This window comes from uncultured Kluyvera sp. (genome assembly GCF_902485085.1).
Classification (GTDB): Bacteria; Pseudomonadota; Gammaproteobacteria; order Enterobacterales; family Enterobacteriaceae; genus Kluyvera; species Kluyvera ascorbata.
Window position 1 is genome coordinate 151,797 of record NZ_CABTJS010000140.1, and the last position, 26,349, is coordinate 178,145.

The 26,349-nt window shown below is 50.1% G+C and carries 24 protein-coding genes and 1 pseudogene; 18 read left to right on the forward strand and 7 right to left on the reverse strand.

Features of this window, described 5'->3' with window-relative positions; genetic code table 11:
* The first annotated feature begins 34 nt into the window (after nt 1-34).
* On the forward strand, nt 35-730 hold the full coding sequence (locus RDN66_RS17350; protein WP_202217948.1) for an alpha/beta fold hydrolase: 696 nt from the start codon (nt 35-37) through the stop codon (nt 728-730).
* Nucleotides 731-884: 154 nt separating this feature from the next.
* On the opposite strand, the gene RDN66_RS17355 is transcribed toward RDN66_RS17350, so the two are convergent.
* Nucleotides 885-1,601, reverse strand: coding sequence for a YebC/PmpR family DNA-binding transcriptional regulator (locus RDN66_RS17355; RefSeq protein WP_035894539.1), 717 nt, complete (start codon nt 1,599-1,601; stop codon nt 885-887).
* A gap of 381 nt (nt 1,602-1,982) precedes the next feature.
* Between RDN66_RS17355 and RDN66_RS17360 the strand changes: the two genes are divergently transcribed.
* Nucleotides 1,983-2,750 carry a helix-turn-helix domain-containing protein gene (locus RDN66_RS17360; RefSeq protein WP_035894540.1) on the forward strand — a complete coding sequence of 256 codons (768 nt, stop codon included), beginning with the start codon at nt 1,983-1,985 and terminating at the stop codon, nt 2,748-2,750.
* Here the strand turns inward: RDN66_RS17360 and leuA are convergent.
* Nucleotides 2,735-4,405 carry a 2-isopropylmalate synthase gene (gene leuA / locus RDN66_RS17365; RefSeq protein WP_202217949.1) on the reverse strand — a complete coding sequence of 557 codons (1,671 nt, stop codon included), beginning with the start codon at nt 4,403-4,405 and terminating at the stop codon, nt 2,735-2,737. The genes RDN66_RS17360 and leuA overlap by 16 nt on opposite strands.
* A 368-nt stretch (nt 4,406-4,773) precedes the next feature.
* Here leuA and RDN66_RS17370 point away from each other — a divergent pair, with 368 nt between their 5' ends.
* A complete protein-coding gene (locus tag RDN66_RS17370; protein ID WP_123651952.1) occupies nt 4,774-5,484 on the forward strand; it encodes a YnfC family lipoprotein in 711 nt (236 codons plus the stop codon).
* Between the two features lie 49 nt (nt 5,485-5,533).
* Here RDN66_RS17370 and RDN66_RS17375 read toward each other — a convergent pair whose 3' ends face one another.
* Nucleotides 5,534-5,872, reverse strand: a complete 339-nt coding sequence (locus RDN66_RS17375; protein WP_035894544.1) for a DUF1283 family protein — start codon at nt 5,870-5,872, stop codon at nt 5,534-5,536.
* 149 nt (nt 5,873-6,021) lie between these two features.
* On the opposite strand from RDN66_RS17375, the gene RDN66_RS17380 reads away from it, so the two are divergent.
* From RDN66_RS17380 to RDN66_RS17420, 9 genes and pseudogenes are all read left to right on the forward strand, one after another.
* Nucleotides 6,022-6,348, forward strand: coding sequence for a YnfA family protein (locus RDN66_RS17380; protein ID WP_202217950.1), 327 nt, complete (start codon nt 6,022-6,024; stop codon nt 6,346-6,348).
* Nucleotides 6,349-6,531: 183 nt separating this feature from the next.
* Entirely contained in the window at nt 6,532-7,746 is a 1,215-nt protein-coding gene (gene rspA / locus RDN66_RS17385; RefSeq protein WP_035894546.1) for a starvation-sensing protein RspA, read from the forward strand.
* A gap of 13 nt (nt 7,747-7,759) precedes the next feature.
* Nucleotides 7,760-8,779 carry a Zn-dependent oxidoreductase gene (locus tag RDN66_RS17390; RefSeq protein WP_308538076.1) on the forward strand — a complete coding sequence of 340 codons (1,020 nt, stop codon included), beginning with the start codon at nt 7,760-7,762 and terminating at the stop codon, nt 8,777-8,779.
* 50 nt (nt 8,780-8,829) lie between these two features.
* Nucleotides 8,830-10,206 (forward strand): MFS transporter, encoded by a 1,377-nt coding sequence (locus RDN66_RS17395; protein WP_202217952.1) that lies wholly within the window; start codon nt 8,830-8,832, stop codon nt 10,204-10,206.
* An 85-nt stretch (nt 10,207-10,291) separates the two neighbouring features.
* Nucleotides 10,292-11,698, forward strand: a pseudogene (uxaC, locus tag RDN66_RS17400) (glucuronate isomerase).
* A 26-nt stretch (nt 11,699-11,724) separates the two neighbouring features.
* The gene (locus RDN66_RS17405; RefSeq protein ID WP_202217954.1) at nt 11,725-13,266 is read left to right on the forward strand and encodes an MFS transporter; all 1,542 of its coding nucleotides are present in this window, start codon (nt 11,725-11,727) and stop codon (nt 13,264-13,266) included.
* Between the two features lie 170 nt (nt 13,267-13,436).
* The gene (locus tag RDN66_RS17410) at nt 13,437-14,894 is read left to right on the forward strand and encodes a mannitol dehydrogenase family protein (protein WP_123651957.1); all 1,458 of its coding nucleotides are present in this window, start codon (nt 13,437-13,439) and stop codon (nt 14,892-14,894) included.
* A 215-nt stretch (nt 14,895-15,109) separates the two neighbouring features.
* A complete protein-coding gene (gene yiaK, locus RDN66_RS17415; RefSeq protein WP_202217955.1) occupies nt 15,110-16,129 on the forward strand; it encodes a 3-dehydro-L-gulonate 2-dehydrogenase in 1,020 nt (339 codons plus the stop codon).
* A gap of 226 nt (nt 16,130-16,355) precedes the next feature.
* Entirely contained in the window at nt 16,356-16,784 is a 429-nt protein-coding gene (locus tag RDN66_RS17420) for a universal stress protein (RefSeq protein WP_035897121.1), read from the forward strand.
* A 34-nt stretch (nt 16,785-16,818) separates the two neighbouring features.
* On the opposite strand, the gene RDN66_RS17425 is transcribed toward RDN66_RS17420, so the two are convergent.
* Both RDN66_RS17425 and ydfG read right to left on the reverse strand, forming a co-directional pair.
* A complete protein-coding gene (locus RDN66_RS17425) occupies nt 16,819-17,505 on the reverse strand; it encodes a GntR family transcriptional regulator (protein WP_035897123.1) in 687 nt (228 codons plus the stop codon).
* 92 nt (nt 17,506-17,597) lie between these two features.
* Entirely contained in the window at nt 17,598-18,347 is a 750-nt protein-coding gene (gene ydfG, locus RDN66_RS17430) for a bifunctional NADP-dependent 3-hydroxy acid dehydrogenase/3-hydroxypropionate dehydrogenase YdfG (protein ID WP_035897125.1), read from the reverse strand.
* A gap of 518 nt (nt 18,348-18,865) precedes the next feature.
* Here ydfG and dcp point away from each other — a divergent pair.
* Together dcp and RDN66_RS17440 are read left to right on the forward strand one after the other, a co-directional pair.
* On the forward strand, nt 18,866-20,911 hold the full coding sequence (gene dcp, locus RDN66_RS17435) for a peptidyl-dipeptidase Dcp (RefSeq protein WP_202217956.1): 2,046 nt from the start codon (nt 18,866-18,868) through the stop codon (nt 20,909-20,911).
* A 346-nt stretch (nt 20,912-21,257) separates the two neighbouring features.
* Nucleotides 21,258-21,428 carry a hypothetical protein gene (locus tag RDN66_RS17440; RefSeq protein WP_185064505.1) on the forward strand — a complete coding sequence of 57 codons (171 nt, stop codon included), beginning with the start codon at nt 21,258-21,260 and terminating at the stop codon, nt 21,426-21,428.
* A gap of 138 nt (nt 21,429-21,566) precedes the next feature.
* Here the strand turns inward: RDN66_RS17440 and mgtS are convergent, their stop codons facing one another.
* Together mgtS and ftrA are read right to left on the reverse strand one after the other, a co-directional pair.
* A complete protein-coding gene (mgtS, locus tag RDN66_RS17445; RefSeq protein ID WP_147281533.1) occupies nt 21,567-21,662 on the reverse strand; it encodes a protein MgtS in 96 nt (31 codons plus the stop codon).
* Between the two features lie 83 nt (nt 21,663-21,745).
* Nucleotides 21,746-22,735, reverse strand: coding sequence for a transcriptional regulator FtrA (gene ftrA, locus RDN66_RS17450; RefSeq protein WP_202218111.1), 990 nt, complete (start codon nt 22,733-22,735; stop codon nt 21,746-21,748).
* An 85-nt stretch (nt 22,736-22,820) separates the two neighbouring features.
* On the opposite strand from ftrA, the gene RDN66_RS17455 reads away from it, so the two are divergent.
* From RDN66_RS17455 to RDN66_RS17470, 4 genes are all read left to right on the forward strand, one after another.
* Nucleotides 22,821-23,219: a rhodanese-like domain-containing protein gene (locus RDN66_RS17455; RefSeq protein ID WP_202217957.1), complete on the forward strand. Its 399-nt coding sequence runs from the start codon at nt 22,821-22,823 to the stop codon at nt 23,217-23,219.
* Nucleotides 23,220-23,474: 255 nt separating this feature from the next.
* Nucleotides 23,475-23,990, forward strand: coding sequence for a DUF2778 domain-containing protein (locus RDN66_RS17460; protein WP_202217958.1), 516 nt, complete (start codon nt 23,475-23,477; stop codon nt 23,988-23,990).
* A 500-nt stretch (nt 23,991-24,490) separates the two neighbouring features.
* The gene (locus RDN66_RS17465) at nt 24,491-24,976 is read left to right on the forward strand and encodes an Hcp family type VI secretion system effector (protein ID WP_035895746.1); all 486 of its coding nucleotides are present in this window, start codon (nt 24,491-24,493) and stop codon (nt 24,974-24,976) included.
* Between the two features lie 228 nt (nt 24,977-25,204).
* Nucleotides 25,205-26,308, forward strand: coding sequence for a cobalamin-independent methionine synthase II family protein (locus tag RDN66_RS17470; RefSeq protein WP_123651963.1), 1,104 nt, complete (start codon nt 25,205-25,207; stop codon nt 26,306-26,308).
* Nucleotides 26,309-26,349 lie beyond the last annotated feature (41 nt).

A 26,349-nucleotide genomic window follows, 5' to 3' on the forward strand; every position in this document is an offset into this window, starting at 1 on the left:
ATGAGTTAGTCCTCTGATGTGTTTGGCGAAAAATATGAATATAAAACCTCGTACTATTGTCCTGGTTCCGGGTTATATGCTTGATGAAAATCTGTGGAGCCGATTTGAAACATATTTGCCGCCGTATCTTAAGGTCCATTATGCTTCCCTCAATGGCGGGCAAACCATACGTGATATAGCCAGGCATATGAGTACTTATCTGCCCGGAAAATTTACTTTGATAGGTTTTTCGCTAGGCGGGTACATTGCCAGACAGTTTGCTGCGGATTTTCCGGAACGCGTGGAGTCTTTGGTACTGATTGCCAGTTCGTTACGGGAAGATACGCCGCGACAGGTGGAGTCGAAGCGGCAAAGCATCCAGTCATTGTCTTCCAGAACGTTTAAGGGGTTGAGCAACCATGCTATTGCTCGCTCACTCCACCCTCGAAATGCATCAAATCTGGATATGATATCGAATATTCAACAAATGGGATGCCGTCTTGGATTCGAAGCCTTCGTTACGCAATCCAGCTTGCTAAGGCAAAATATTCCTGCCGCGACGCTATGTTGCCGAACGCTGGTCATTGCGAGCAATGACGATGTAATACGCTCAATGACTGAGGCAAAGGAACTGGTCGATACCATTCCTCATGCGTCGTTAAGGATTATCACTGGGAGTGGTCATATGGTTCCACTGGAGCAGCCTCAGGCGCTGGCAAATAGGGTGTCTGCATGGCTCGAGGATATTTAAATTGAGCTCATTTTAATTTTTTCATCAGAGAGCCAGAGCCAGAGCCAAAGACTTCAATAAATATAGATTATTTCGGTAAGTTTTTATCTAATTATTATAACAATGCTATAAGATAAAGAAATCTGCCATAACGACAGATTTCTTTAAATGAAAATTAGAGATTCGCAACGTTATGATATACTTTCTGTACATCATCGTCAGCTTCAAGGCCATCAACAAGACCTTCAAAGATTTCTAAATCTTCTGGTGAAAGTTCAATTTCTGATTGCGCAATTAATTCTAATTCTGTTGTTGAGAACTCGGTAATGCCAGCAGCTTTTAGCGCTGCAATGCCTTTATGAAGGTCCGTGGCTTCAGTATAAACAACGATGTTGCCTTCTTCTTCGGTGACATCGCGAACATCAACTTCAGCATCAAGCATGATTTCAAAAATACGGTCAGGGTCTGTGCCTTTAAAAACAATCACCCCAGTGTTATCAAACATATAGCTGACAGAACCAGCTGCTCCGATATTGCCGCCTTTTTTATTGAAAATGTTGCGGACGTTAGCAATCGTACGGTTAACGTTCGAGGTCAGCGTTTCAGCAATAATCATGGAGCCGCTTGGACCAAAGCCTTCATAACGCCCAGGTACGAAGGTCTCATCTCCGCCACCTTTGGCTTTATCAATAGCTTTATCAATAACGTGCTTAGGGACTTGAGCTTGTTTTGCTCGTTCAATAACGAACTTTAAAGCTGAGTTCGATTCTGGGTCTGGTTCACCTTGCTTAGCCGCAGCATAGATTTCTACGCCGAATTTTGCATAAACATTAGACGTTGCCCCGTCTTTAGCCGTTTTTTTAGCAACAATATTGGCCCATTTACGTCCCACTGGAATGCTCTCCTCGAAAATTTATTTACATTTTTGACAGGGTATTAACCTGTATATTCTTCTTTGATATTATATCATAACAAGTAAAATCTCGTCTATGAGAAAAGAAAATACATCCATTTTACGAGATGTTATTTTAATTTAATTAAGGGTTCACATAGTGGCTGATTTATTTAATTATTTTGGTCTGTTTTTCTTTTTTAATTATTAATGACTGGATTGTAGTGGCAACAATATATACTCAAGATAAACGGAAGTGGGGGCTATGAGTACCTCTGTGTTCCACGCTACAGCGTTCCCTTTTACCGCAAACGGTCTACACCATACTTCCTTACATTACAATTTCTATGCTACTTTCATTTCTTTTTCAGAAATAAAATGATGACGACGAGCCTTCAGTTTAACTTCTCTACGCGGCCATTGGTTCCTTTTGCCCATGATTACCCTCACGGTGCGACGGAACCCTGGCATCGTCATGATTGCGCGCAGTTGCTGCACACGCTGAGTGGTGTCGTAAGGGTCGAAACGGAGCAGGGATACTGGATTGTCCCGCCTAGTCGGGGTGTATGGTTGCCAGCAGGGACGCATCATTGCCTTAAGATAACAGGCAACGTTGCCGCCAGAACCTTGTTTATCGATCCTTTTGCCCGGGCTGACTTACCTTCAGTTTGCCAGGTTGTTCAGATTTCAGATTTGCTGCGAGAATTGATTATTAATTCGTTGTCGTTGCCCACACATTACGCAGCCGGAACCCGTGAAGAAAGAATCTATGAACTGATTCTGGATGAGATCCGCGTAATGAACGTGCTGCCGTTTAATCTTCCTGAACCAAAAACCCCCGCACTACAGACGCTGTGTCAGCAGATTCAGAACGAACCCGGTAAATCCTGGACCGCCGCGATGGCCGCGGCCCAGCTCAACATGAGTGAGAGAACGTTGTTACGGCATTTCCAAAGACAAACGGGGCTGTCATTCAGTGAGTGGGTGCGGCGCGCAAAATTGATGATTGCCCTCAATTATCTTGCCCAAGGACAATCGGTTTTACGCGTGGCGCTGGAACTCGGGTATGAAAGCCACAGCGCTTTTAGTGCCATGTTCCGTCGTATTCTGGGGGCTTCCCCAAGTGATTACTTTCAGTCACGCGGATAAAGTGACACGGCATTCAGCAATGCCTGCAATGACGCTCGGGCAACATCGTTGTTGATGCACACACCCCAGCGGCTTTCACCATCGGCAAACGTACAGCAAATATAGGCCGCAGACCGACTCTCGTTATGTCTGCCGAGCGTATGCTCATGATAGTCTTCAATCGCGAAGGCCAATTTACACTGCGATTTCAGTGCATCGGCGGCAGCTGAAAGCAACCCATTACCTTTTCCCTTTAACGCTATGGTGCCATCTGCTGTTTGAATTCGCGCACGAAACGACGTTCCGCCGTCCTCCAGGCTTTCACTCTGGTATTCCAGCAATTGCCACTCGGCTGCTTGAAAGCGAATATAAAGCTTACGGAATAAGTGCCAGATATCCGCCAGCGTCATTTCGCGACCATCGCTATCCGTCTGTCTTTGCACATGGTGGCTAAAGTCCTGCTGCAGACGGCGCGGGAGTTTCAGACCGTGATTTTGCTCTAATATCCATGCCGCACCGCTTTTCCCTGACTGGCTGTTAACGCGAATCACCGCTTCGTAGCTGCAGCCAATATCGTTTGGGTCGACGGGAAGGTAAGGCATTTCCCAGCGCTCACTAGCGGATTGTCCCCGTGCGGTGAATCCCTTTTTGATAGCGTCCTGGTGCGAACCAGAAAAGGCAGTAAAGGCGAGTTTACCGGCATAAGGATGACGCGGATGGACAGGCAGCTGGTTACATTGTTCGACCGCTTCGACGACGTGTTTCATATCGCTAAAATCAAGTTTCGGCGATATTCCCTGACTGTAGAGGTTCATTGCGAGCGTAACCAGACACACGTTCCCCGTGCGCTCACCGTTACCAAACAGACACCCCTCTACGCGGTCTGCGCCTGCGAGTATGGCCAACTCCGCGCTGGCGACACCGCATCCGCGGTCATTATGCGGGTGCACGCTGATACAAACTGCATTGCGTCGTGAAAAATGGCGGCAAAAATACTCTATCTGATCGGCGTACACATTCGGGGTATTCACTTCAACGGTCGCAGGCAGATTAATGATCATTTGCCTTTCAGGGGAGGGTTCCCAGACATCAGCGACCGCCTCACAAATTTGCAGGGCAAAATCAGGCTCGGTAAAACAAAATGTTTCCGGGGAATATTCATAGCGCCATCGGGTCTGTGGGTTAGCTTCACACAGTGCGCGAATTTTTTGCGTTGCGCTTGCAGCCAACTGGATGATTTCTTCTTTGCTCTGGCGGAACACCAGTTCACGGAAAAGGGGTGCAGTAGCGTTATACAGGTGCACTGTCGCGCTCTCCGCGCCATCAAGTGCTGCGAAGGTGCGTTCAATCAGATCGGTACGCGCCTGGGTGAGCACCTGAATTGTGACATCTTTTGGTATCAGGTTGTCTTCAATCAGTTGGCGAACAAACTGGAAATCGGTCTCTGACGCGGCAGGAAAGGCCACTTCAATCTCCTTAAAACCACATCTGATCAACAGCTCCCAGAAACGTAATTTTCGTGCTGAATCCATCGGCTCCGCCAACGCCTGATTACCGTCGCGCAGGTCGGTGGAAAGCCAGCGTGGGGCCTGAGTTAGCTGTTTATTCGGCCACTGGCGGTCAGGCAGCGAGATGGGAATATGGGGGGAATATTTTTGCGATGGTTCTTGTAACATGGCGACTCTCCTTTGCGTTCGACTTCCTTTATCCTGCTCAATCAACAGGCGGATTACCGACGCAAAGGTGACAACCTATGTAGCGAAATCGCCAGGTTACAGGTAGACCAAAGTAAACTACGCTTAGTTTCTGCTCAAAGCCTTCGTGTAAGCATCATGGTTCTATTCCCCTTTAAAGTAATGGGGAACATCCTGGTAACGGCTATGCTACGATATTGATTAATATAGCCATACTATAAATACATTCATGCCAGATCACCGGGGCTCATAGCCAGAAAGCGTGCCCATGAGAGAACGCGCAGGTGAGGGTGCGAATTGTTATTAACGTGCTAATAGAACTGGAAAAATTTCTAGAACAGGATTGTGACGTGAAGAAACTGATCTTACTGGCCTGCGTGATGACCGTACTCGCTGGCTGTGATAACAATAATCCCCCTGCGGCATTCACTCCAGAAATGGCAAGTTTTTCTAATGAGTTTGATTTTGACCCGCTGCGCGGCCCGGTTAAGGATTTCAGCCAGACGTTGCTCAATGAGAAAGGCGAGGTGGCGAAACGCGTGAGCGCGCAGCTGTCACAGGAAGGGTGTTTCGACCTGCTTGAATTTCATGATATTGAGCAGGATACCGGCGCGCTGCTGGTCCTGAATGCTAACTATTACCTTGATGGTGTCACCCATGAAAAGCGTGTCCTTCTTCAGGGGAAGTGCCAGCTGTCTGAGTTTCCGTCGGCGGGCGTCAAATGGGAGACCGATGACAATGGCTTCGTGGTGAAAGCGCTCGGTAAGGACGGCGAGGTGGACTACCATTACGATAGTGAAGGTTATCCGCTGGGCAAGGTGTCAACGCAAAAAGGTATCACGCTGTCGGTTATCTCAACGCCGTCGCAGGACGCCCGTAAAAAGCTCAACTACACCGCGGTGAGCCTGCTCAATAAGAAGCCGGCGGGAAACGTAACCCAGAGCTGCGACTATGACCGACATGACAACCCTGTGAGCTGCGATCTGACCATCGTTGACCAGAGTGTGACCCCATCGGTCACTGAACATTACACGATTAAGAACACCATTCAGTATTATTAAGCTAATGATATTGAATAGAAAAGGGCGCTAAATAGCGCCCTTTTTAATATTATCTGATGACTCGCCCGGTTGAGCGGTCAAGGCAGCGTAGGGTATTTGGCTCCCAGTACGCGTTCACGTTGGTGCTTTTCAGGCAGTTGTCACGGGCATCAAAAGCAACATCTGCTTTATCCCACTCTTTTTCAGCGCGTTTGTTAACTTTCTGACGCAGCTGACGGGTGTCGTTCCATTGCTCTTTATCCATCGCCGCGTTCTGGCGACTCTGTGCGCTATCGCCAGATTCAATAACCAATTTGTTGGTTTCAGCAGAAGCAGAGGCGGTGTACACAAAGGCACCCAGCGTCAGCATAGCCGTCAGGCACAGGCGTTTGCTAAGTGTAATTTTCATCGATGAGTTCCTTTAACGTAGTGAAAACGATAACTCCTTAAGCCAGTCTACTACAACTCTCACCACCGGCATACCCGTGAAAATAGCGTGGTCGAATGTGCTTGATATTTGGGTATGATAGGCCATTCGTATGTTGATGATGAATAACGATGTTAAAGACTTCTCTACTCTTTTTTGCCACCGCGCTGTGCGAAATTATTGGCTGTTATCTCCCATGGCTTTGGTTGAAGCGGGGAGCAACGCCTTTGCTGCTGGTCCCCTCGGGGCTTGCGCTGGCAATGTTTGTCTGGCTTTTAACGCTACATCCCGCTGCCAGCGGCCGCGTGTATGCGGCCTACGGTGGCGTTTATATCTTCACCGCGCTGCTGTGGTTGCGGGTTGTCGAAGGTGAAAAACTCACCTTGTACGACTGGCTTGGTGCCGTGGTAGCGCTGTGCGGAATGCTGATTATTGTCGCCGGTTGGGGACGTAGCTAATATGCGGCCTGAGAGGGCCGCACTGCCTCATTTCTCTTCGTATTACCCATCATTTCTCTTGCAGCCCACCGCTGAATTTTTGTGATCTTCACTGGTAATTTTCGATATTTATACTTGTATGGTAGTCGACTGAGGCGTAAGTTCGCCTCACTAACCGATGAGATGTGAATTTAAGGATTGAAGATGAAAATTGTGGGTGCTGAGGTTTTTGTAACCTGTCCTGGACGTAACTTCGTCACGCTGAAAATTACCACCGATAGCGGCCTGGTTGGCTACGGTGATGCAACGTTAAACGGTCGCGAGTTGCCCGTTGCCTCCTACCTGAAGGATCATCTGTGCCCGCAGCTGGTGGGGCGCGATGCGCACCGCATTGAAGACATCTGGCAGTTCTTCTACAAAGGCGCCTACTGGCGTCGCGGCCCGGTGACCATGTCCGCTATCTCGGCGGTTGATATGGCGCTGTGGGACATTAAAGCCAAAGCCGCCAACATGCCGCTATACCAGTTGCTGGGTGGCGCGTCCCGCGAAGGCGTGATGGTTTACTGTCATACGACCGGTCGTACCATTGATGAAGTGCTGGAAGATTACGCGCGTCATAAAGAGATGGGATTCAAAGCCATTCGCGTGCAGTGCGGCGTACCGGGGATGAAAACCACCTACGGGATGTCCAAAGGTAAAGGTCTGGCCTACGAACCCGCTACCAAAGGGCAGTGGCCGGAAGAGCAGCTGTGGTCGACCGAGAAATACCTCGACTTCACGCCGAAACTTTTTGATGCCGTACGTAGCGAGTTCGGTTTTGACGAACACCTGCTGCACGATATGCACCATCGCCTGACCCCAATTGAAGCGGCCCGTTTTGGTAAGAGCATCGAAGATTACCGCCTGTTCTGGATGGAAGACCCAACGCCAGCCGAGAACCAGGAGTGCTTCCGTCTGATTCGCCAGCACACCGTTACTCCGATTGCGGTTGGCGAAGTGTTCAATAGCATCTGGGATTGTAAACAGCTGATTGAAGAACAGCTGATTGACTATATCCGCACCACCATTACCCACGCGGGTGGCATCACCGGTATGCGCCGTATTGCCGACTTTGCCTCGCTCTATCAGGTACGCACCGGTTCTCATGGACCATCGGATCTCTCTCCAGTTTGCATGGCGGCTGCGCTGCACTTTGACCTGTGGGTACCAAACTTCGGCGTGCAGGAATATATGGGGTATTCCGAGCAGATGCTGGAAGTCTTCCCGCATAGCTGGACCTTCGATAACGGTTATATGCACCCTGGCGACAAACCAGGATTGGGCATCGAGTTTGATGAAAAACTGGCAGCAAAATATCCGTATGAACCTGCCTACCTGCCGGTAGCACGACTGGAAGATGGCACGCTGTGGAACTGGTAATAAGGAATCCAGAATGAAAAGCATAGTGATTAAAGAGCCAAATGCGCTCGTGATTGAAGAGCGGGAACGGGTGGAGCCCGGAATCGGCGAAGTGCGCGTAAAAGTAAAATTGGCGGGTATCTGCGGTTCCGATAGCCATATTTACCGCGGCCACAACCCGTTTGCCCGTTACCCACGCGTTATCGGGCATGAATTCTACGGCGTGATTGATGCGGTTGGCGAAGGTGTCACCGATAAGAAAATCGGCCAGCGCGTATGTATCGACCCGGTCATTAGCTGTGGTCATTGCTATCCGTGCTCGGTGGGGAAACCTAACGTATGTACTTCTCTGGTGGTGCTCGGTGTCCATCGTGATGGTGGCTTTAGCGAATATGCGGTGGTACCGGCAAAAAATGCCTGGTTGGTCGCCGACAATATTGCCGACCACCATGCGGTGATGGTTGAGCCTTTTACCATCGCGGCGAACGTTACCGGGCAGGTTAAGCCAACGGAAGCTGACGTGGCATTAATTTATGGCGCAGGCCCGATGGGATTGACGACCCTGCAGGCGCTCAAAGGCGTCTATCACGTTAAACAAGCGATCGTCGTCGATAGAATAAATGAACGATTGGCGATGGCAGAGCGTTGCGGTGCTGACTGGGTTATCAACAATGGTGATAAACCGCTTGCGGATTGGCTGGAAGAAAAGGGGATCAAACCGACGCTTATTGTCGATGCCGCTTGTCATCCAACGATTCTGCAGGAGGCCATTACGCTGGCTTCTCCGGCGGCGCGTATTGTGCTGATGGGCTTCTCAAGCGACCCATCGACAATTACCCAGCAGGGCATTACCGGTAAAGAACTGTCCATTTTCTCCTCACGCCTGAATGCGAATAAATTCCCGGTGGTACTGGAATGGCTGGAAAAAGGGTTAATTGATCCTGATAAATTAATAACGCATTACTTCGATTATCACCATGTAATTGATGCAATCGAACTGTTTGAGAAAGACCAAAAATCTTGCTGTAAGGTCCTGCTTACGTTCGATAAATAAAATTAAATAATGCGATTGAGCTGTTCGCATCTTACCTGGATATGACTGCAATGACGCAATTAACACATGAAAGAACGACATCTGATTTAGTGAGAGCCGCTGTTTCTGGTTGGCTTGGAACTGCATTGGAGTTTATGGATTTTCAACTCTATTCCTTAGGTGCGGCATTAGTTTTTCATGAGATATTTTTCCCAGAACAGTCTGCGGCAATGGCATTAATTCTGGCGATGGGGACCTACGGCGCGGGATATATTGCGCGCATTATTGGCGCCGTTATTTTCGGCAAGATGGGAGACCGCGTAGGACGTAAAAAGGTGTTATTTATTACCATCACCATGATGGGAATATGTACTACCTTGATTGGCGTGTTACCCACCTATGCACAGATTGGCATTTTTGCTCCTGTACTGCTGGTGACATTACGCGTCATTCAGGGGCTGGGTGCCGGCGCTGAAATTTCAGGTGCGGGGACGATGCTGGCGGAATATGCCCCCAAAGGCAAACGTGGGTTAATTTCGTCTTTAGTTGCGATGGGTACAAACTGCGGAACGCTGAGCGCGACCGCTATCTGGGCCGTGATGTTCTTCTTGCTCGATCGTGAAGCGCTGGTGGCGTGGGGCTGGCGCGTGCCTTTCCTGGCAAGCGTTGTGGTGATGATCTTTGCTATCTGGCTGCGTCTGAATCTGAAGGAGAGCCCGGTATTTGAGAAAGTCAGCGAAGGGGACGCTTTGGTTAGCCACTCTCCGGCGAGTGATAACACCATTGGCGCTATGCTTCGCAGTAAATCTTTCTGGCTGGCCACTGGGCTTCGATTTGGTCAGGCGGGGAACTCAGGGTTAATTCAGACCTTTCTTGCGGGATATCTTGTACAGACACTGCTGTTTGATAAAAAGATCCCAACAGATGCGCTAATGATTAGCTCCATTATCGGCTTCCTGACCATTCCACTGCTCGGTTGGTTGTCGGATAAATATGGTCGCCGGCTGCCTTACATCTTACTGAGCATTTCAGCCATTATTCTTGCGTACCCTATGCTGGCTATTATCGTGGATAAAACCTACAGCGCTAGCGTGATTATGCTGTCAATTATCATTATCCATAACTTCGCGGTGCTGGGGCTGTTTGCATTGGAAAATATTACGATGGCAGAAATGTTTGGCTCTCGTAATCGTTTTACTCGCATGGCTATCTCGAAAGAGGCGGGTGGTCTGGTGGCCGTTGGTTTTGGACCGGTACTTGCAGGTATTTTCTGCAACATGACGGGGTCCTGGTATCCGATTGTCATCATGCTGGTTTGCTATTCGCTGATTGGCCTTATTTCTGCATTGATGATGCCGGAAGTTTGCGACCGCGACCTTAGCCTTGCCTCAGATGCTGCCGATATGCAGTCTGCAGAAGAGAAGAAAACCAACCAACAATATGCTTAAAACCCTGCCCATCGCTTTAGGGTGATGGGCTGTTAATTATAAAAATGACATCCTCAACCCATACACATTAGGTTAATAAAATATTATGAGCTTTATTAACGATCGATTCATGATCGAGAGTGACGTTGGTGCTCGGTTATATAAAGATGTAGCCGCTCAATTACCGATTATCGACTATCACTGTCACCTTGATGCAAAAGAGATCTACGAAAACAAGAACTTCGATAATATCACCCAGCTATGGCTGGCCGGAGACCATTATAAATGGCGCGCAATGCGTGCTAACGGTATTTCAGAGCATTATATTACCGGGGCAGCAACGGCGGAGGAGAAATTTAAAGCCTGGGCGGAAACCGTAGAAGCTGCTTTCGGTAATCCGCTGTATCACTGGACCCATCTGGAACTAAATAAATATTTCGGCTGCAATGACATGTTGAGCAGCGAAAACTGGCAGCAGGTAATGCAGCATTGTAATCAACAAATTACAACCGATGATTTTAAACCTCGCCGCTTAATTGAACGTTCGAACGTGGCCGTGATTTGCACCACCGACGCACCGTTAGACTCGCTGGAATATCATCGTCTACTCAAGCAGGATACCACCTTCAAAACACAGGTGCTGCCAACGTTCCGCCCGGATGACCTTTTTATCGAGGATGCGCAGGCATTTTCTCAGTTTGCCGACAAACTCGCGCAGATAACGGAAACGGAGATCCTCGCTTTTGGCGACTTCTCGGCGGCATTGGCTAAGAGAATCGACCATTTCCACGAAACAGGGTGCCGCATCTCGGATCATGGCCCGGTCACTATCGAGTATCAGCCAGCCGATGCCGCCAGCATCGACGCCTTGTTCCGCAAGAAGCGTCACGGCGAATCGCTGAGCCTTCATGAGACCGCGCAGCTCAATAGCGCTCTGTTTGTCATGTAGGCCCGCGAATACAAAGAGCGCGGCTGGGCGATGCAAATTCACTTTGGCGCTATCCGCAGTAATAACAGTCAGATGCTGCGCAAGCTGGGGATCAATACCGGCTTTGACTCTATTGCCGATCAAACTCATCTGGCCGCGGGACTAAACCGCTTGTTGGACGCTATGGCGCAGAATAAGGGTCTGCCAAAGACCATTCTTTATAACCTGAATGCCAGCTACAACGACGTGGTTGCGACCACTATTGCCAACTTCCAGTCGGGTGAAGACGGTGTGAAATCGCCAATGCAATTCGGTTCTGGCTGGTGGTTTAACGATACCCGTCGTGGCATGGAAAATCAGCTCAATAGCCTGGCTGACCAGGGATTATTAATGCACTTTGTCGGCATGCTGACGGATTCCCGTAGCCTGGTGTCCTACACCCGCCATGATTATTTCCGCCGTATTCTTTGCAACTTAATTGGTGGTTGGGTTGACCGCGGCGAGGTTCCTGATAATGAGAGGATCTTAACGCGGATGATTAAAAATATTTATCACGATAACGCCGTTAATTATTTCCGATTCTAACGTCCTTCCTTACATGAGGGTAGAACATGTCTCGTACTAATAGAAAAATAACAATCCCTGTCAGTATCGGCTATGGCTTAACAGATATTATGGGCGGCGGTGCATTTACCGTTATCGGCGCCTGGCTTTTATTCTTTTACACGACATTTGTAGGTTTATCGCCGGTTGAAGCGGCCTCTATTGTTGCGATTGCTCGTATTGTTGATGCGGTCGTCAGCCTGTTTATGGGGAGCTTTACCGACCACTTTTATAAAAACCCGCTCGGTAAGCGTTTTGGCCGTCGCCGTTTCTTCTTGTTGATCGGGGCGCCGTTGATGCTGGTTTATATTCTGTTATGGGTTACCGGAATGAGCTTCTGGTTCTACCTGGCAGTATACCTGGCCTTTGAAATCATTGCGGCCGTTGTGTTAATCCCGTGGGAGACGCTGCCGTCTGAAATGACCAAGGATTTTAACTCACGTACCAAGCTCTCTACCTGCCGTATGTTCCTGTCGGCATCCGGGACCTTCCTCGCCACCTTTATTCCGGGTTTATTAATCAGTCATTTTGGCGAACACGATCCGCATGCCTACTTTATTAACGGTGTGGTCTTCGCGGTGCTGTTCATGTTCTGCGTGTTTATTTCCTGGAAAGTGACCTGGGAGCGCGAGTTAACGCCAGAGATGCTGGCCGAGCTGGAACGCGATCGCCAACCGCGCTCATTTATCGAGAAACTTGCCGCCGTTGGAAACCTGTTTAAAGAGTATTTTTCCACGCTGAAGGTTCGTGCGTTCAGGAAACATCTGGCGATCTATCTGTTCTCGTTTACGGCGAAAGATGTCTATAACACGGTATTTGTCTTCTTCTGCGTGTACTGCCTGAACGTGTCGCCATCGCTGTCCGGGACGCTGCTGTCGATGAGTATTGTCGGTCTGCCGGTAACGCTGTTGGCCGGGGTGGCCATCATTAAATTTGGTCCATCGCGTCTGTACGTTTTCGCTTATACCCTGATGATGCTGTGCCTGGTCGGGCTGTTTATGGTTTACCAGTTCCCGACCGATAATAAAATCACCATTCTGGTCGTGCTGGCGGCATTGTATCAGGTCGGCCGCTGCGTTCTGGAGTTCACGCCGTGGAACGTATTCCCGTTCATCCCGGATATTGATGAGATGATCACGCGCCAGCGTCGTGAAGGCCTGTTTGCCGCGGTAATGACGTTCTCTCGTAAAACCACGGTAGCCATCGCAACCTTTATCGTGGGTGTGATGCTGCAAGAAGGGGGCTTTGTGAAGGGAAGCCAGGTACAGCCAGAAAGCGCGGTGAATACGATTGCGATGCTGCTATTCATTGGGACGGCGGGTCTGCTGCTGGTTGCGCTGTGGCAGGCCGTGACTTTCCGACTCAATAAACGCACGCACAAAATCTTTGTAGATGAGGTAGAGCGTCTGAAAGCGAAAGGTTCGAAACACGATGTGACCCCAGAAACGCGCCGCATTGTAGAGGACCTGACCGGGTATTCTTATGACGATTTGTGGAACGAACCGCAGCAAGCGGGCAGCAAGCTGAGCCGCCCTGCGCAGGTAAACTAACGTCCTGCCGTGACAGCATGGGTAAGAAGCGATGACTTTTGCCTATGCTGTCACACAACTTAAAAATCATGTCATACCAATCGCCAATATATTAACGCAAATCAAAATCTCCTCAGATGAACTCGTTAATCTAGTATGGCAATCAACATTCTCTACAGCGAGTCAAAAAGATGCAGAATAAGCTATTAACCGCTAAGGCAACTCTCCCAACTTACGATCGCAGCAAACTGGTGCCGCGCATTGTACACCTCGGTTTTGGCGCATTTCACCGTGCCCATCAGGCTGTCTATGCCGATATTCTGGCCGCAGAACACGGCAGCGATTGGGGTTATACCGAAGTTAACCTGATCGGCGGTGAGCAGCAGATTGCCGACCTGAATCATCAGGACAATTTATACACCGTGGCGGAAATGTCCGCGGATGCATGGACTGCCCGCGTGGTGGGCGTCGTCAAAGAAGCGCTGCACGCCCAGGTCGATGGTCTGGAAACCGTGCTGGCAAAAATGTGTGAACCTCAGGTCGCGATTGTCTCCCTGACCATCACCGAAAAAGGCTATTGCCATTCTCCGGCTACCGGCCAACTGATGCTCGATCACCCATTTATTGTGGCTGACCTGCAAAACCCGCATCAGCCGAAATCCGCTCCTGGCGTGATTGTTGAAGCGCTTGCGCGTCGTAAAGCTGCTGGCTTGCCGGCGTTCAGCGTGATGTCCTGCGACAATATGCCAGAGAACGGTCACGTGATGCGTAACGTTGTCTGCGCCTATGCGCGCGCTGTCGATGCGGGTCTGGCCGACTGGATTGAGTCACACGTAACGTTCCCATCGACCATGGTTGACCGTATCGTGCCTGCCGTTACCCCAGAAACGCTGGACAAAATTGAACAGCTGACCGGCGTTCGCGATCCGGCAGGCGTGGCATGTGAACCATTCCGTCAGTGGGTTATCGAAGATAACTTCGTGGCTGGCCGTCCGGCGTGGGAAAAGGCGGGTGCGGAGCTGGTCAGCGATGTGATTCCGTTCGAAGAGATGAAGCTACGCATGCTGAACGGCAGCCACTCCTTCCTGGCATATCTGGGCTATCTGGCGGGCTACCAGCATATCAACGACTGCATGGGTGACGAAAATTACCGTCGCGCGGCGCATGACCTGATGCTGAAAGAGCAGGCTCCAACGCTGAAAGTGCAGAACGTCGATCTGGCGCGCTATGCTGACCTGTTAATCGAACGCTATACCAACCCGGCACTGCGCCACCGTACCTGGCAAATTGCGATGGACGGTAGCCAGAAACTGCCTCAGCGTATGCTGGATTCTGTGCGTTGGCATCTGGCGGATAACAGCAGCTTCGCGCTGTTGGCGCTGGGCGTGGCTGGCTGGATGCGCTACGTCGGCGGCGTCGATGAGCAGGGCAACGCTATCGAAGTGTGCGACCCACTGCTGCCGGTGATTCAGGCGGCGGTACAGCAGAGCGAAGAAGGTGAATCTCGCGTGAAAGCGCTGCTGGCAATCGAAGCTATCTTCGGCAAAGACCTGCCGCAGGAAGGGAAGTTTGTGGACCTGGTGACGAGCGCCTATCTGTCGCTGCTGAACAAGGGCGCAAAAGCGACCGTCGCTGCTGCCGCTCAGTAAACGCTTTTCGTGCCGCCGTTCTGGCGGCACGCTTTCCTTCTATTCTTCTGGCATCGCCTCTCATCGTTATTTCCCCTGTGGATTATGCGTCATCGCTTTATACCCTCATTAGCGGTCGTTTTGTGACCGTGATAGCTTTTTTTATTCATTCATACTTGTATGGTAGTTGCTGTAATGATGTTATCCTGATGACTTATTGGACTGGAGATTAAACCATGACAAAAATTTCATTTAGTGAAATGAAGCGTACGGTTAAACAAGCATTTCTCAATGCTGGGCTAAGTGAGAAGCAGGCAGATATTTGTGCCCAGATTCATACTGAAACCAGCTGTGATGGAATTTTCTCTCATGGGCTTAATCGCGTAGTGCGGTTTGTTGATTACGTTAATAAAGGCTGGGTCGATATTCAGGCGGAACCTGAGTTAATTAAATCGCTGGCTTCCATGGAAATATATGATGGCTGTCGAGGTATTGGCATTACCAACGCGTTATTTGCCACTGAACGGGCTATGGCGTTAGCGAAAGAATATGGCGTTGGCATTGTCGGCATGCGCAATACCACCCACTGGATGCGGGGTGGTACGTACGGCTGGAAAGCCGCCCAGCAAGGATATGCGGCAATGTGCTGGACGAATACGGAATCCTGTATGCCTGCCTGGGGAGCAAAAAATACTCGCCTGGGAAATAATCCCTTTGTCATGGCGGTGCCTATGGAGGAGGGAGCGCTGGTCCTGGATATGGCCATGTCGCAATATGCCTACGGCAAACTTCAAGTCACGCGGCTGAAAGGTGAAAAACTGCCATTCCCCGGTGGTTACGATAAAGAGGGGAATTTGACGGATGAGCCGGGGCAAATCGAAGAGTCGATGCGTATTCTGCCGACGGGCTACTGGAAAGGTTCGGGTATGGCGATTCTGCTTGATGCGATGGCGGCATTTCTGACGGCCGGCTCCCCAACCAACGAGATTGACAAGGTTCAGCAGGGCAGCTGCACCGGGGCAAGTCAGGTCTATATGGTCTTTGACCCGACACATTTCGGTGGTGCGGAATGGAGTGAAACGATGGCCAAAAGCGTGGCTGATTACGTGAAAACCTCAACACCGGCGGAAGGTTGTCACGAAGTGTTCTATCCAGGGGAAATGGAAATGCGTAACCGCGCCAACTTTATACGTTCCGGTATTCCCGTTGATGATGGCGTATGGGCAGAGGTTCAGCAGCTAGCTGAGCGTAATTAGCGGGAAACGGCTGTGAGCGGTAGGCCGGATGGCGCTTCGCTTATCCAGCCTACAAAAAATAGCAGGATGACGCTTCTTTATGTTCCTTTAAATAATTTGAAATAATGGACGGTTATTTTCACATCGAAACTATCATTTTGGTGAATTAATGCTATCGACATAGTCATAAATATGTCATGGTTATAGCGAAAGAATAATGGAACCTCTGGAATAAGGAGCTCGGGCTATGTACAAAAAAATTCTTATGCCTGTAGATATTTTTGAAATGGATTTAAGCGATAAAGCGATTCGTCATGCCGTTTATCTGGCGGGCGAAGCGGGTGAGATTACGTTATTAAATGTATTGCCCAACAGCAATCGTTCTATTTTACGCGGCTTCGCAGCGGATATTAAAAAGTTTGAAGAGTTTATGCAGGCGGAATCCGTCAAAAAGATGAAAAACCTGCAGCGGCTCTTTGATATGCCCGCAGAGCGTCTGCACACCGACGTGCGCTTTGGCAATATCCGTGATGAAGTGATTGCGTTAAGCAAAACCGGTGAGTACGACGCTATCGTCATTGGTTCTCGTCAGCGCGGTATTTCGACGCATCTGCTCGGCTCGAACGCCGAATCTATTCTGCGCTACGCGAATATCCCAACCATGGTGATTCGATAAAAATAAGGCCTTCATTATTGAAGGCCTTGTTCCATTAATCTTCACTAAACCAATCGCTGTTTTCCTGGCGAATCAACAATACGGATTCCCCAATCTCCTGAAGATGCTGAGTCATCGCTTTATCCACTCTTGCGACATCACGTTTTTCCAGCGCATCAAAGATTTCATGATGCTGCTTTAATAGCATTTCCGGAGAGGATACATGGTCGAGGCTCATATAACGCACGCGGTCGATGGCGGCTTTAATATTTTCGATGGTGTCCCAGGCTAGCTGACAATCGGCAATATTTGACAGCAACTGGTGAAATTCGTCGTCGAGAAGGAAGAAATCATTTAATTGCTGACGGTCGATGGCAATGCGCTGTTGATGCAGATTCTGCTCAAGCTGGTAGCTTTGCGCATCGGTAATCATGGTGGCGGCCCGGCGAGCGACGGCACACTCGATGGCCTGGCGAACAAAACAACCGTTACGAACCTGAGACAGTGAAATCTTGTTCACATAACTGCCGCGCTGCGGGCGAATCTGAATCAGACCGTTTTCAGCGAGTTTAATAAACGCTTCGCGTACCGGCTGGCGGGAAACGTCAAACCGCAACGAGACCTCTTTTTCTGAAAGCGGGGTGCCTGGCGGAATAAGGCAGTGCACGATATCGCGACGCAGAATGCGATAAATTTGTTGGTTAACAGGTTGTGTTGGGTTCAGTTGGGTTTCGGCGGCCATTGAGTCGTTCTTATCAGCTGATTAAGCTGTTATTTTACGCTTTTTTTGCCGCCGAGCCCATACCCGACCGGTGGTCGGGTTGCGTTAAAATGCTAACTTTGGCGATGAACGCTCAGGCCTGCGTAAGTCTGGCTGACCGGCATCATCTCAACGGTGTTGATGTTGACGTGTTTTGGCAGCGTCGCTACCCACCATACCGCTTCCGTCACGTCTTCTGGCGTCAGCGCGTTGGCATTTTCGTAGGTTTTACCGGCTTTGCTGTCATCGCCTTTAAAGCGGACGTTGGAGAATTCGGTTCCCCCGACAAGGCCCGGCTCAATATCGGTCACGCGAACGGCTGTACCGTGCAGATCGGTTCGCAGGTTCAGGCTGAACTGACGCACAAAGGCTTTCGTGGCGCCATAAACGTTACCGCCCGCATAAGGCCAGCTACCCGCGGTGGAACCAATATTAATCACGTGCCCACGATTGCGCTCGACCATACCTGGCAGCACGGCACGCGTCATATACACCAGACCTTTGTTGTTGGTGTCGATCATGTCTTCCCAGTCTTCAACGCTTGCGCGGTGCGCCGGCTCCAGACCCAGCGCCAGCCCGGCGTTGTTGACCAGAATATCGATATCGCGCCATTCTGCAGGCAGGTTAGCAATGGTTTCTTCAATGGCCGCGCGGTTACGCACGTCCAACTGCACGGTCAGGACGCTATCGCCTAATTCATCTTTGAGCGCTTTTAAACGTTCATTGCGGCGACCTGTGGCAATCACTTTGTGTCCGTTGGCAATAAAACGGCGCGTAATGCTTTCGCCAAAACCCGCCGTTGCTCCGGTTACCAGTACGATCATCTCTCTGTTCCTTCAACGCGTTAGTGTGCTATCTACGATAGCAGAACACGCAGTTTTCAATCATCTGTTTTGTAATGAGATTTTTTCTTTCAGCAAAAAACCAGCAAAATCTGCCACTTTGCCAGCCTGGTCTTCGGCATGAGACGATTAAGCCGCTATATCCTATACTCTCTATAGCGACGTTCGCCGGAGGTTCAACATGTACACTCCAATTGTTGCAATCATGTTCGTCTTACTGGTTACACAGGCGCTTGTTGAGATTGGCGTGCTGAAACCCTGAACGACGACTGCGTCTGCTGAGCCCATGGTTTCACGGGAAACGGCCGATGCCCATAGAAGGTAAACGGCCTTCAATCAACACCATTCCTGCGGATAGCGTTCTGCCAGCCTGTCTATTTCTTGAATTTCCTCAATACGCTATTGTCACTATAGGGAAAAACAGTCGTTTTTTCGGGTAAAACCATTGCGGTCTATCAGGGGCTTGTTACTCTGAAGCCTGTTATTTTCAGGAGCACAAGATGTCGGCCATGAATCCATTTTTTGCCAGTAGTACGTTACCTTACCAGGCACCGCAGTTTGATGCGATTAACGACAGCCACTATCGCCCGGCTTTTGATGAAGCGCTCAAGCGCAAGCGTCAGGAGATCGCCGACATTGCCAATAACCCCGCGGCAGCCACCTTCGATAACACATTTGTGGCGCTTGAAAAGAGCGGTGAGATGCTCTCACGCGTGAACGCGGTCTTCTTTGCGATGGCGGCCTCGCATAGCAACGATGAAATACAGCGTCTTGATGAAGCGTTTTCGGCAGAGCTTGCTGGGTTGGCTAACGACATCTACCTGAATGATGCCCTGTTTGCGCGTATTGAAAGCGTGTGGCAGCAGCGTGATTCTCTCGGCCTGGATGCGGAGTCTCAGCGTCTGGTAGAGGTGGTTTATCAACGCTTTATTCAGGCCGGGGCCAAACTTGGCCCGGTGGAAAAAGCAGAGCTGAAAACCCTCAACACGGAAGCGGCAACCCTAAGTAGCCAGTTCCACCAGTGTCTGCTTGGCGCGGCGAAAAATGGCGGCCTGGTGGTAGAAAGCGCAGACGAGCTGCTGGGGTTTAGCGATGATGAAATCGCGGCGGCGGCGAGTGCCGCTGAAGACCGCGGGTTAACCGGGCGTTGGCTTATTCCACTGGTCAATACCACTCAGCAACCTGCGCTGGCAGCGTTGCAGCGACGCGATACGCGTGAAAAATTGTTTAAAGCGGCCTGGGCGCGTAATCAGCAGGGGGACAACAATGACACCCGCGAAAAACTGCTGAAACTGGTGGCCCTCCGTGCGCGCCAGGCGGCACTGCTCGGTTATGATGACTATGCCAGCTGGAGCATGGCTGATCAAATGGCGAAAACGCCAAAAGCGGCCTTTGATTTTATGCGCGAGATTGCACCAGCGGCACGAGCGCGCGCGGAAAGCGAACTTGCTGATATTCAGGCCCTTATCGATAGCAAATCTGCCTCATTTGAGGCGCAAGCGTGGGACTGGTTGTTCTATTCAGAGCAGGTTCGTCGGGATAAATACGCTATCGACGAAGCCCAGATTAAACCCTGGTTTGCCCTTGAACGCGTCCTGATTGACGGTGTTTTCTGGTCCGCAAGCCAGTTGTTCGGTATTCAATTTATCGAACGCTTTGACCTGCCGGTATATCACCCGGATGTCCGCGTCTGGGAGATTTTCGACGCCAATGGCGAGGGGATGGCGCTGTTTTACGGCGACTTCTTCGCCCGAGATAGCAAAAGCGGCGGGGCGTGGATGGACAATTTTGTACCGCAGTCCACTCTGCTGGGAACGCGTCCGGTTATCTATAACGTTTGCAACTATCAGAAGCCCGCCGCCGGTAAAAGCGCGCTGATCTCCTGGGACGATGTGATCACGTTATTCCATGAATTTGGCCATGCGCTGCATGGGCTGTTTGCCAATCAACGTTATGCCACGCTCTCTGGCACCAGCACGCCACGTGATTTTGTTGAGTTTCCTTCGCAAATCAACGAACACTGGGCGAGTCATCCTGACGTCTTTGCCCACTATGCCCGTCACTATGAAACCGGCGAGCCGATGCCAGAGGCGCTGCGTCAGAGTCTGTTCCGCGCCTCAAACTTTAATAAAGGCTACGATATGACGGAATTGTTGAGCGCGGCGCTGCTGGATATGAACTGGCATAGCCTTAACGTCAATGCGCTACCGCAAAATGTTGAGCAGTTTGAAGCTGAGGCTTTAATTAAAGAGAAATTGGATCTTGCCGCAGTGCCGCCACGCTATCGCAGCAGCTATTTCTCGCATATTTTCGGCGGTGGTTATGCCGCGGGATACTATGCCTATTTATGGACGCAGATGCTGGCAGATGACGGTTACCAATGGTTTGTCGAGCACGGCGGATTGAATCGTGAAAATGGTCAGCGTTTCCGTGAAGCTATTTTGTCCCGCGGAAACAGTAGCGATTTAGAAACGCTTTATCGTGATTGGCGTGGCCACGATCCGCTTATTGCGGCGATGCTGAAAAACCGTGGCTTAAGTGAATAAACGTCGCTGCTAAATCAATACCTGGCACCGAGCCTGGTGCCAGGCATCATAAAATAGATATAAAAAAAACCCGCACACAGGTCTGGCGGGTCAAGTACGTCAAAATAGAGCATTCTTGCTATCATTCCTGGAGGAAGGACAACGGCGCTATTTTTACGAAATGTTAACAGTTACACAACCTGACATATTCGGTAGGGTGAAAAGGTAAATTGATTATTGTAATGGGGCGAGCACTCTTTACAAATACGTGAGGTTGTTGACGAAACTCACCATTCGGCTTGCTATTATCGCTGTGTAAATCGTTGAGTTAATGGATTTAATTTCGATATTCAGCCCGGAGGCAACCATGAAAACATCCCCGCTCAAAACGCGTCGTGAGTCTATCTGGTCGAATCGACCTGAACATCAGGACCTACAGGAATCCCGCTCTGGCAGACCATGGGCAGGTCGTCAGGCGAGCTGTCGGAGTAAAAAAGCGTGGAAGCAATCAGGGCTGAATAATGTACTTGTCGTTTAGCATTAGTTGAATAAAACGGTGCTAAAGTTATGCCCAGCAACGGTTATCTAATCAGGAAGAGCGGATGACTGTAGAAACAAAAAATCTATCCATGCAAGCATTTATACCGCCAGTATGACTGGCGGTTTTTTTTGGCCGTTAATCATTCCATCTTCCGCTAAAATAGGCAGTCAGGAAACCGGAAAGCAGAATGAGCCCCATTCCAACCAGAAACACTTGCATATTATCCAGCATGATGACCTCCTCTTTAACGATTCTCATCACGAGCACCTACAAGCCTACTGATTTAAACTTAGACTAACGCCACCGTTTGTTAATTAATTATTTGTTGCAGTAAATTTTTTTCTGTATGCCAGCGGGCTTGTTGCAAAATGTTGCTGGAAACGAAAACGCAGATTTTTCGCATTGCCGAAGCCACTGAGTTCCGCCACTTTTTCGACGCTATCACGGCTGTTGGTCAGACGGTACTGGGCATGCAGCAGCCGCTCGTCCAGCAACCAGCGGGCAGGGGTTTTTCCGGTGGCATCCTGAAAGCGCCGCAGAAATGTCCGCTCACTCATGCCCACACGCTTCGCGAGCGAACTTACGCTATGGCTTTCCGCCAGATGCTGATAAAGATAATCAAATAGCATCCCGAGACGCAGGCTTTCACGATCCCTCGCGACCGGTTGTTTTATCTGCTGCTTCTGTGCGCCGTCACGATGCGGCTGAATCACCAGCCGCCGCGCTACCTGATTCGCTGCCTCAAGGCCATAGTCCAACCGTACAACGTGCAGGCAGAGATCGATGCCTGCCGCGCTGCCCGCAGAGGTCAGCACGTTTCCGGCGGCGATATACAGCACATCCTCAACTACATCGATGGCCGGGTAGCGCGTCTGAAGCTGTTCAACGTAGCGCCAGTGGGTAGTGGCGCGTCTGCCATCAAGCAGACCGGCTGCCGCCAGGACAAAAACGCCGGAGCAGATAGAGAGCACCCGACAGCCTCGTTCGTGGGCTTGCCGGAGTGCCAGACAAAGCGTCGGCGGGACCTCGGCATCCATTCCACGCCAGCCGGGAACGACAATGGTGTCAGCTTTCCCCAGAAGGCTTAAATCTCCGTCAGCCATCACCCGCACGCCGCCCGTTGCCCGCAGCTCACCGTTATCAACGGCGGCCACGGAAAAGCGGTACCAGTCATCGCCCATTTCAGGTCTCGGTAAGCCAAAAATTTCTACCGCCACGCCAAATTCAAAGGTGCACAGCCCGTCATAGGCAAGTACAACCACCAACGGGGCGCAGTTTGTCATTTTCTGGCTGTTTTCTGTCATCTCTACGGGCGGTTGTCGCATGGGAAGCCTGTTTATACTCATTCGGTCGTTGCCATAGTGGTAACACAGAACCGGAGAATAAACGATGAGTTACGTGACTGAGTATCCTGCTGCCAGCCCCGCTGATGCCCTGGCGCATTTCCGCCAGCGACTGAGCTTTGAGACCGACTGTGCGGATGTCCATGCGGCAATGCAACAACCTGATGTTGATTTCGTATTGCTGCACGTTGTCGGAAGTGTAGAAGCGTTCGAACGTCGTCACATTCCCGGAGCCATTCACCTGCGTCACGCGGATATTACCGCTGAGCGTATGCAGGCCTGGCCTGAGGATACGCTGTTTGTGGCCTACTGCGCGGGGCCGCACTGCAACGGTGCCGATCAGGCTGCGTGGAAACTGGCCGCGCATGGGCGCGCGGTGAAAATTATGATTGGCGGCATCACCGGTTGGCAGGATGAAGGATTTGCCTTTCAATCGGGATCATGAACATTTTAAATTTCTCCTGACGGATTTTCACTCCTTCCCTCGAACGTTGTGGTAAATATTCGTCAAAGTTCATGATTTATGCCCCGGAAGAATAGGCATGTTGATATCCGTGGCTAAATACTGAGTGATTCGTTGTTGGGTATTTAGTTGTATTAAATATCCTCCAGAAAATAGAGCTTGAATAAGCACGCATAATCAATTCGCCGTACCAGTGTTCTGTAGAATCATGTTTTTAAAGGAACAGCAGGTGAGTTTATGACTCTGAAAGGGACATTTATTATTAGTGGCGCTGATTATTCTCCGCTTTCTATTTATGGAGTGGGTACGTTTATGGCATTTTCCGGTAATGGCATATACAGGAATAAGGGGGCATGTGCGACGATTTCGGGAAATGGGCCAATTCCTGCGGGTAAATACTGGATTGTTGACCGTCCGGAAGGCGGTGTGAAATCAAGAGTAAATGCGGGTGTCAGGGACATGTATAATCATTTTGCGAGTGGTGCTACGTTCAAGCATTCGGAGTGGTTTGCGTTGTGGCGAGATGATTGGAATATCGATGACTACATGTGGATAGAAAGCGTTAAACGGGGTAATTTCCGCTTGCACCCTGGCGTGCTCTCGGATGGATGCATCACGTTGGCGCATGATTCAGACTTTGCCTTGCTCCGAAATGCGTTGCTAAGAACGACGAAGGTAGACGTCCCCTGTATGAAAAAACTGAAATCTTACGGGACGATAGAGGTGGTTGCCAATGGCACGACATGCCCTTAGCTTATTCATTAAAATAGCATTATTTATTGTCATTATGGTTGCTGTTATGAAGTGGGTTCCTTATGAAGGGCTGGTTGATTCAATCATGAAACGGTTCGATTACCAGAGCGCTGATAAGGTTACGCACTTTATTTTAGGGGAACCGGACGCAGAGGTTTGGGAATCACTATCAGAATACTTCAGCGTACTAATAAATACGCTAATTAGTGTTCCTGTTCTGAGCGTGATTACCACTGTTTATATAGGGATCGTGAACAAAACTCATTATGTGAACCTTCTTGTAGTGTGTGTGTCATCAGCATTCCGCAGATTCGCAAAAATATTCGGGTTTACTTTTCTGTTTTGGAGTTTGTTCCGCGTGCTGCCATATGAATCGCTATTTTCTAATAGGATGTATTCAGGATTCGAACTGGTATCAATCGTGATATCTCACTTGCTCTTGACTATTACCTGTTATTGGTTAATCACAAACAAAATCACTTTTAAAAGGAATTAATAATATGCCTATTCCAGCTTACATGTGGCTTAAAGACGATGGCGGTGCTGACATAAAAGGTTCTGTAGATGTACAGAATCGCGAGGGTAGCATCGAAGTCATCGGATTCAGTCACGGACTAAATCTGCCGGTCGATAGTGTTAACGGCACTATAACAGGTAAGCGCAGCCACTCGCCGATGCTGATTGAGAAAGAGTTCGATTCCTCATCTCCTTACCTCTACAAAGCGGTAGCGACTGGACAGAAGCTGAAAAGCGCCGAAATACGTTGGTACCGTATTAATGATGCAGGGCAAGAAGAGTGTTATTTCATCATGACAATCGAGGGTGTGAAGGTTACCGGTGTGAATCCAGGTATGCCAAACGCTAAGATGGCCGGGAATGCGCAGATTAATCACATGGAAGCGGTGTCGCTGATGTATGAGCGTATCACCTGGAAATACTGTGACGGGAATGTGCAGTACACGGACGATTGGAATATTCGCACATGAAAATACCTGTATTAATTATGATTGGCGGTATCACCGGTTGGCAGGATGAAGGATTTGTCTTTCAATCGGGATCATGAAAATTTTTCAATAGCCATGAAGATTTCTCGTTTGCCTGAGTGACAGCCAAATGACACTATCTGGACATATAGCCATCCAGAAGTCTAAATGGTTCAAATAATAAATTATCACTCAGGGCAACGAGTTTGCCTGATGGAGTAAGGAGATCGCATGACACATCAACACGCCCCTTATCGCGCCGACATCGTTGGCAGTTTTTTACGCCCTCTGGCGATTAAAGAAGCCCGCCAGCAGTTAGCTAACGGCGAAATCAACGCGCAGCAGCTTCGTGCCGTAGAGGATGCCGAGATTCGGCGCGTGGTGCAGCATCAGTGCGACTGCGGTCTGCATGTGGTCACCGACGGTGAATTCCGTCGCGCCTGGTGGCACTTTGATTTCTTTGATGGACTACAGGGCGTAGAGCGTTACGACTCCGATAAGGGCATCCAGTTCAACGGGGTACAAACGCGTGCCCACGGCATTCGCGTGACCGGTAAGCTGGGCTTTGGCGAGCACCCCATGCTCGAAGATTTCCGCTTCCTGAAGAGCATCAGCGGTGATGCCACGCCAAAAATGACTATCCCAAGCCCGAGCGTGCTGCATTTCCGCGGTGGTCGTAAAGATATCGATGCCAACGTATACCCGGATCTGGCCGATTACTTTAACGATCTGGCGGACACCTGGCGCGACGCTATCCGCGCATTTTATGATGCAGGCTGTCGCTATCTGCAGTTGGATGACACCGTCTGGGCATACCTGTGCTCTGACGACCAGCGCCGTCAGGTACGTGAACGCGGTGACGACCCGGATAAGCTGGCGGCTATCTATGCCGACGTGCTGAACCGCGCGCTGGAAGGAAAACCGGACGATCTGATCGTTGGCCTGCACGTGTGTCGCGGTAACTTCCGCTCTACCTGGATTTCTGAAGGCGGCTACGAGCCGGTGGCGGAAATTCTGTTTGGTCGCGTGAATGTTGATGCGTTCTTCCTTGAGTATGACAACGACCGTTCCGGTGATTTTGCGCCGCTGCGCTTTATTCGTCCTGGGCATCAGAAAGCCGTGCTGGGGCTTATCACCACCAAAAACGGTGAACTGGAAAACCCACAGGGTGTGAAAGCGCGCGTAGAAGAAGCATCACAGTATGTCGCGCTGGATCAAATTTGCCTGAGCCCGCAGTGTGGATTTGCCTCGACGGAAGAGGGGAACAGCCTGAGCGAGCAGCAGCAGTGGGATAAAGTGCGTCTTGTGACCGGGATTGCGGCTGATATCTGGTAATTCCTGTGCATCCCGGCGGCGCTTCGCTTGGCCGGGCTACA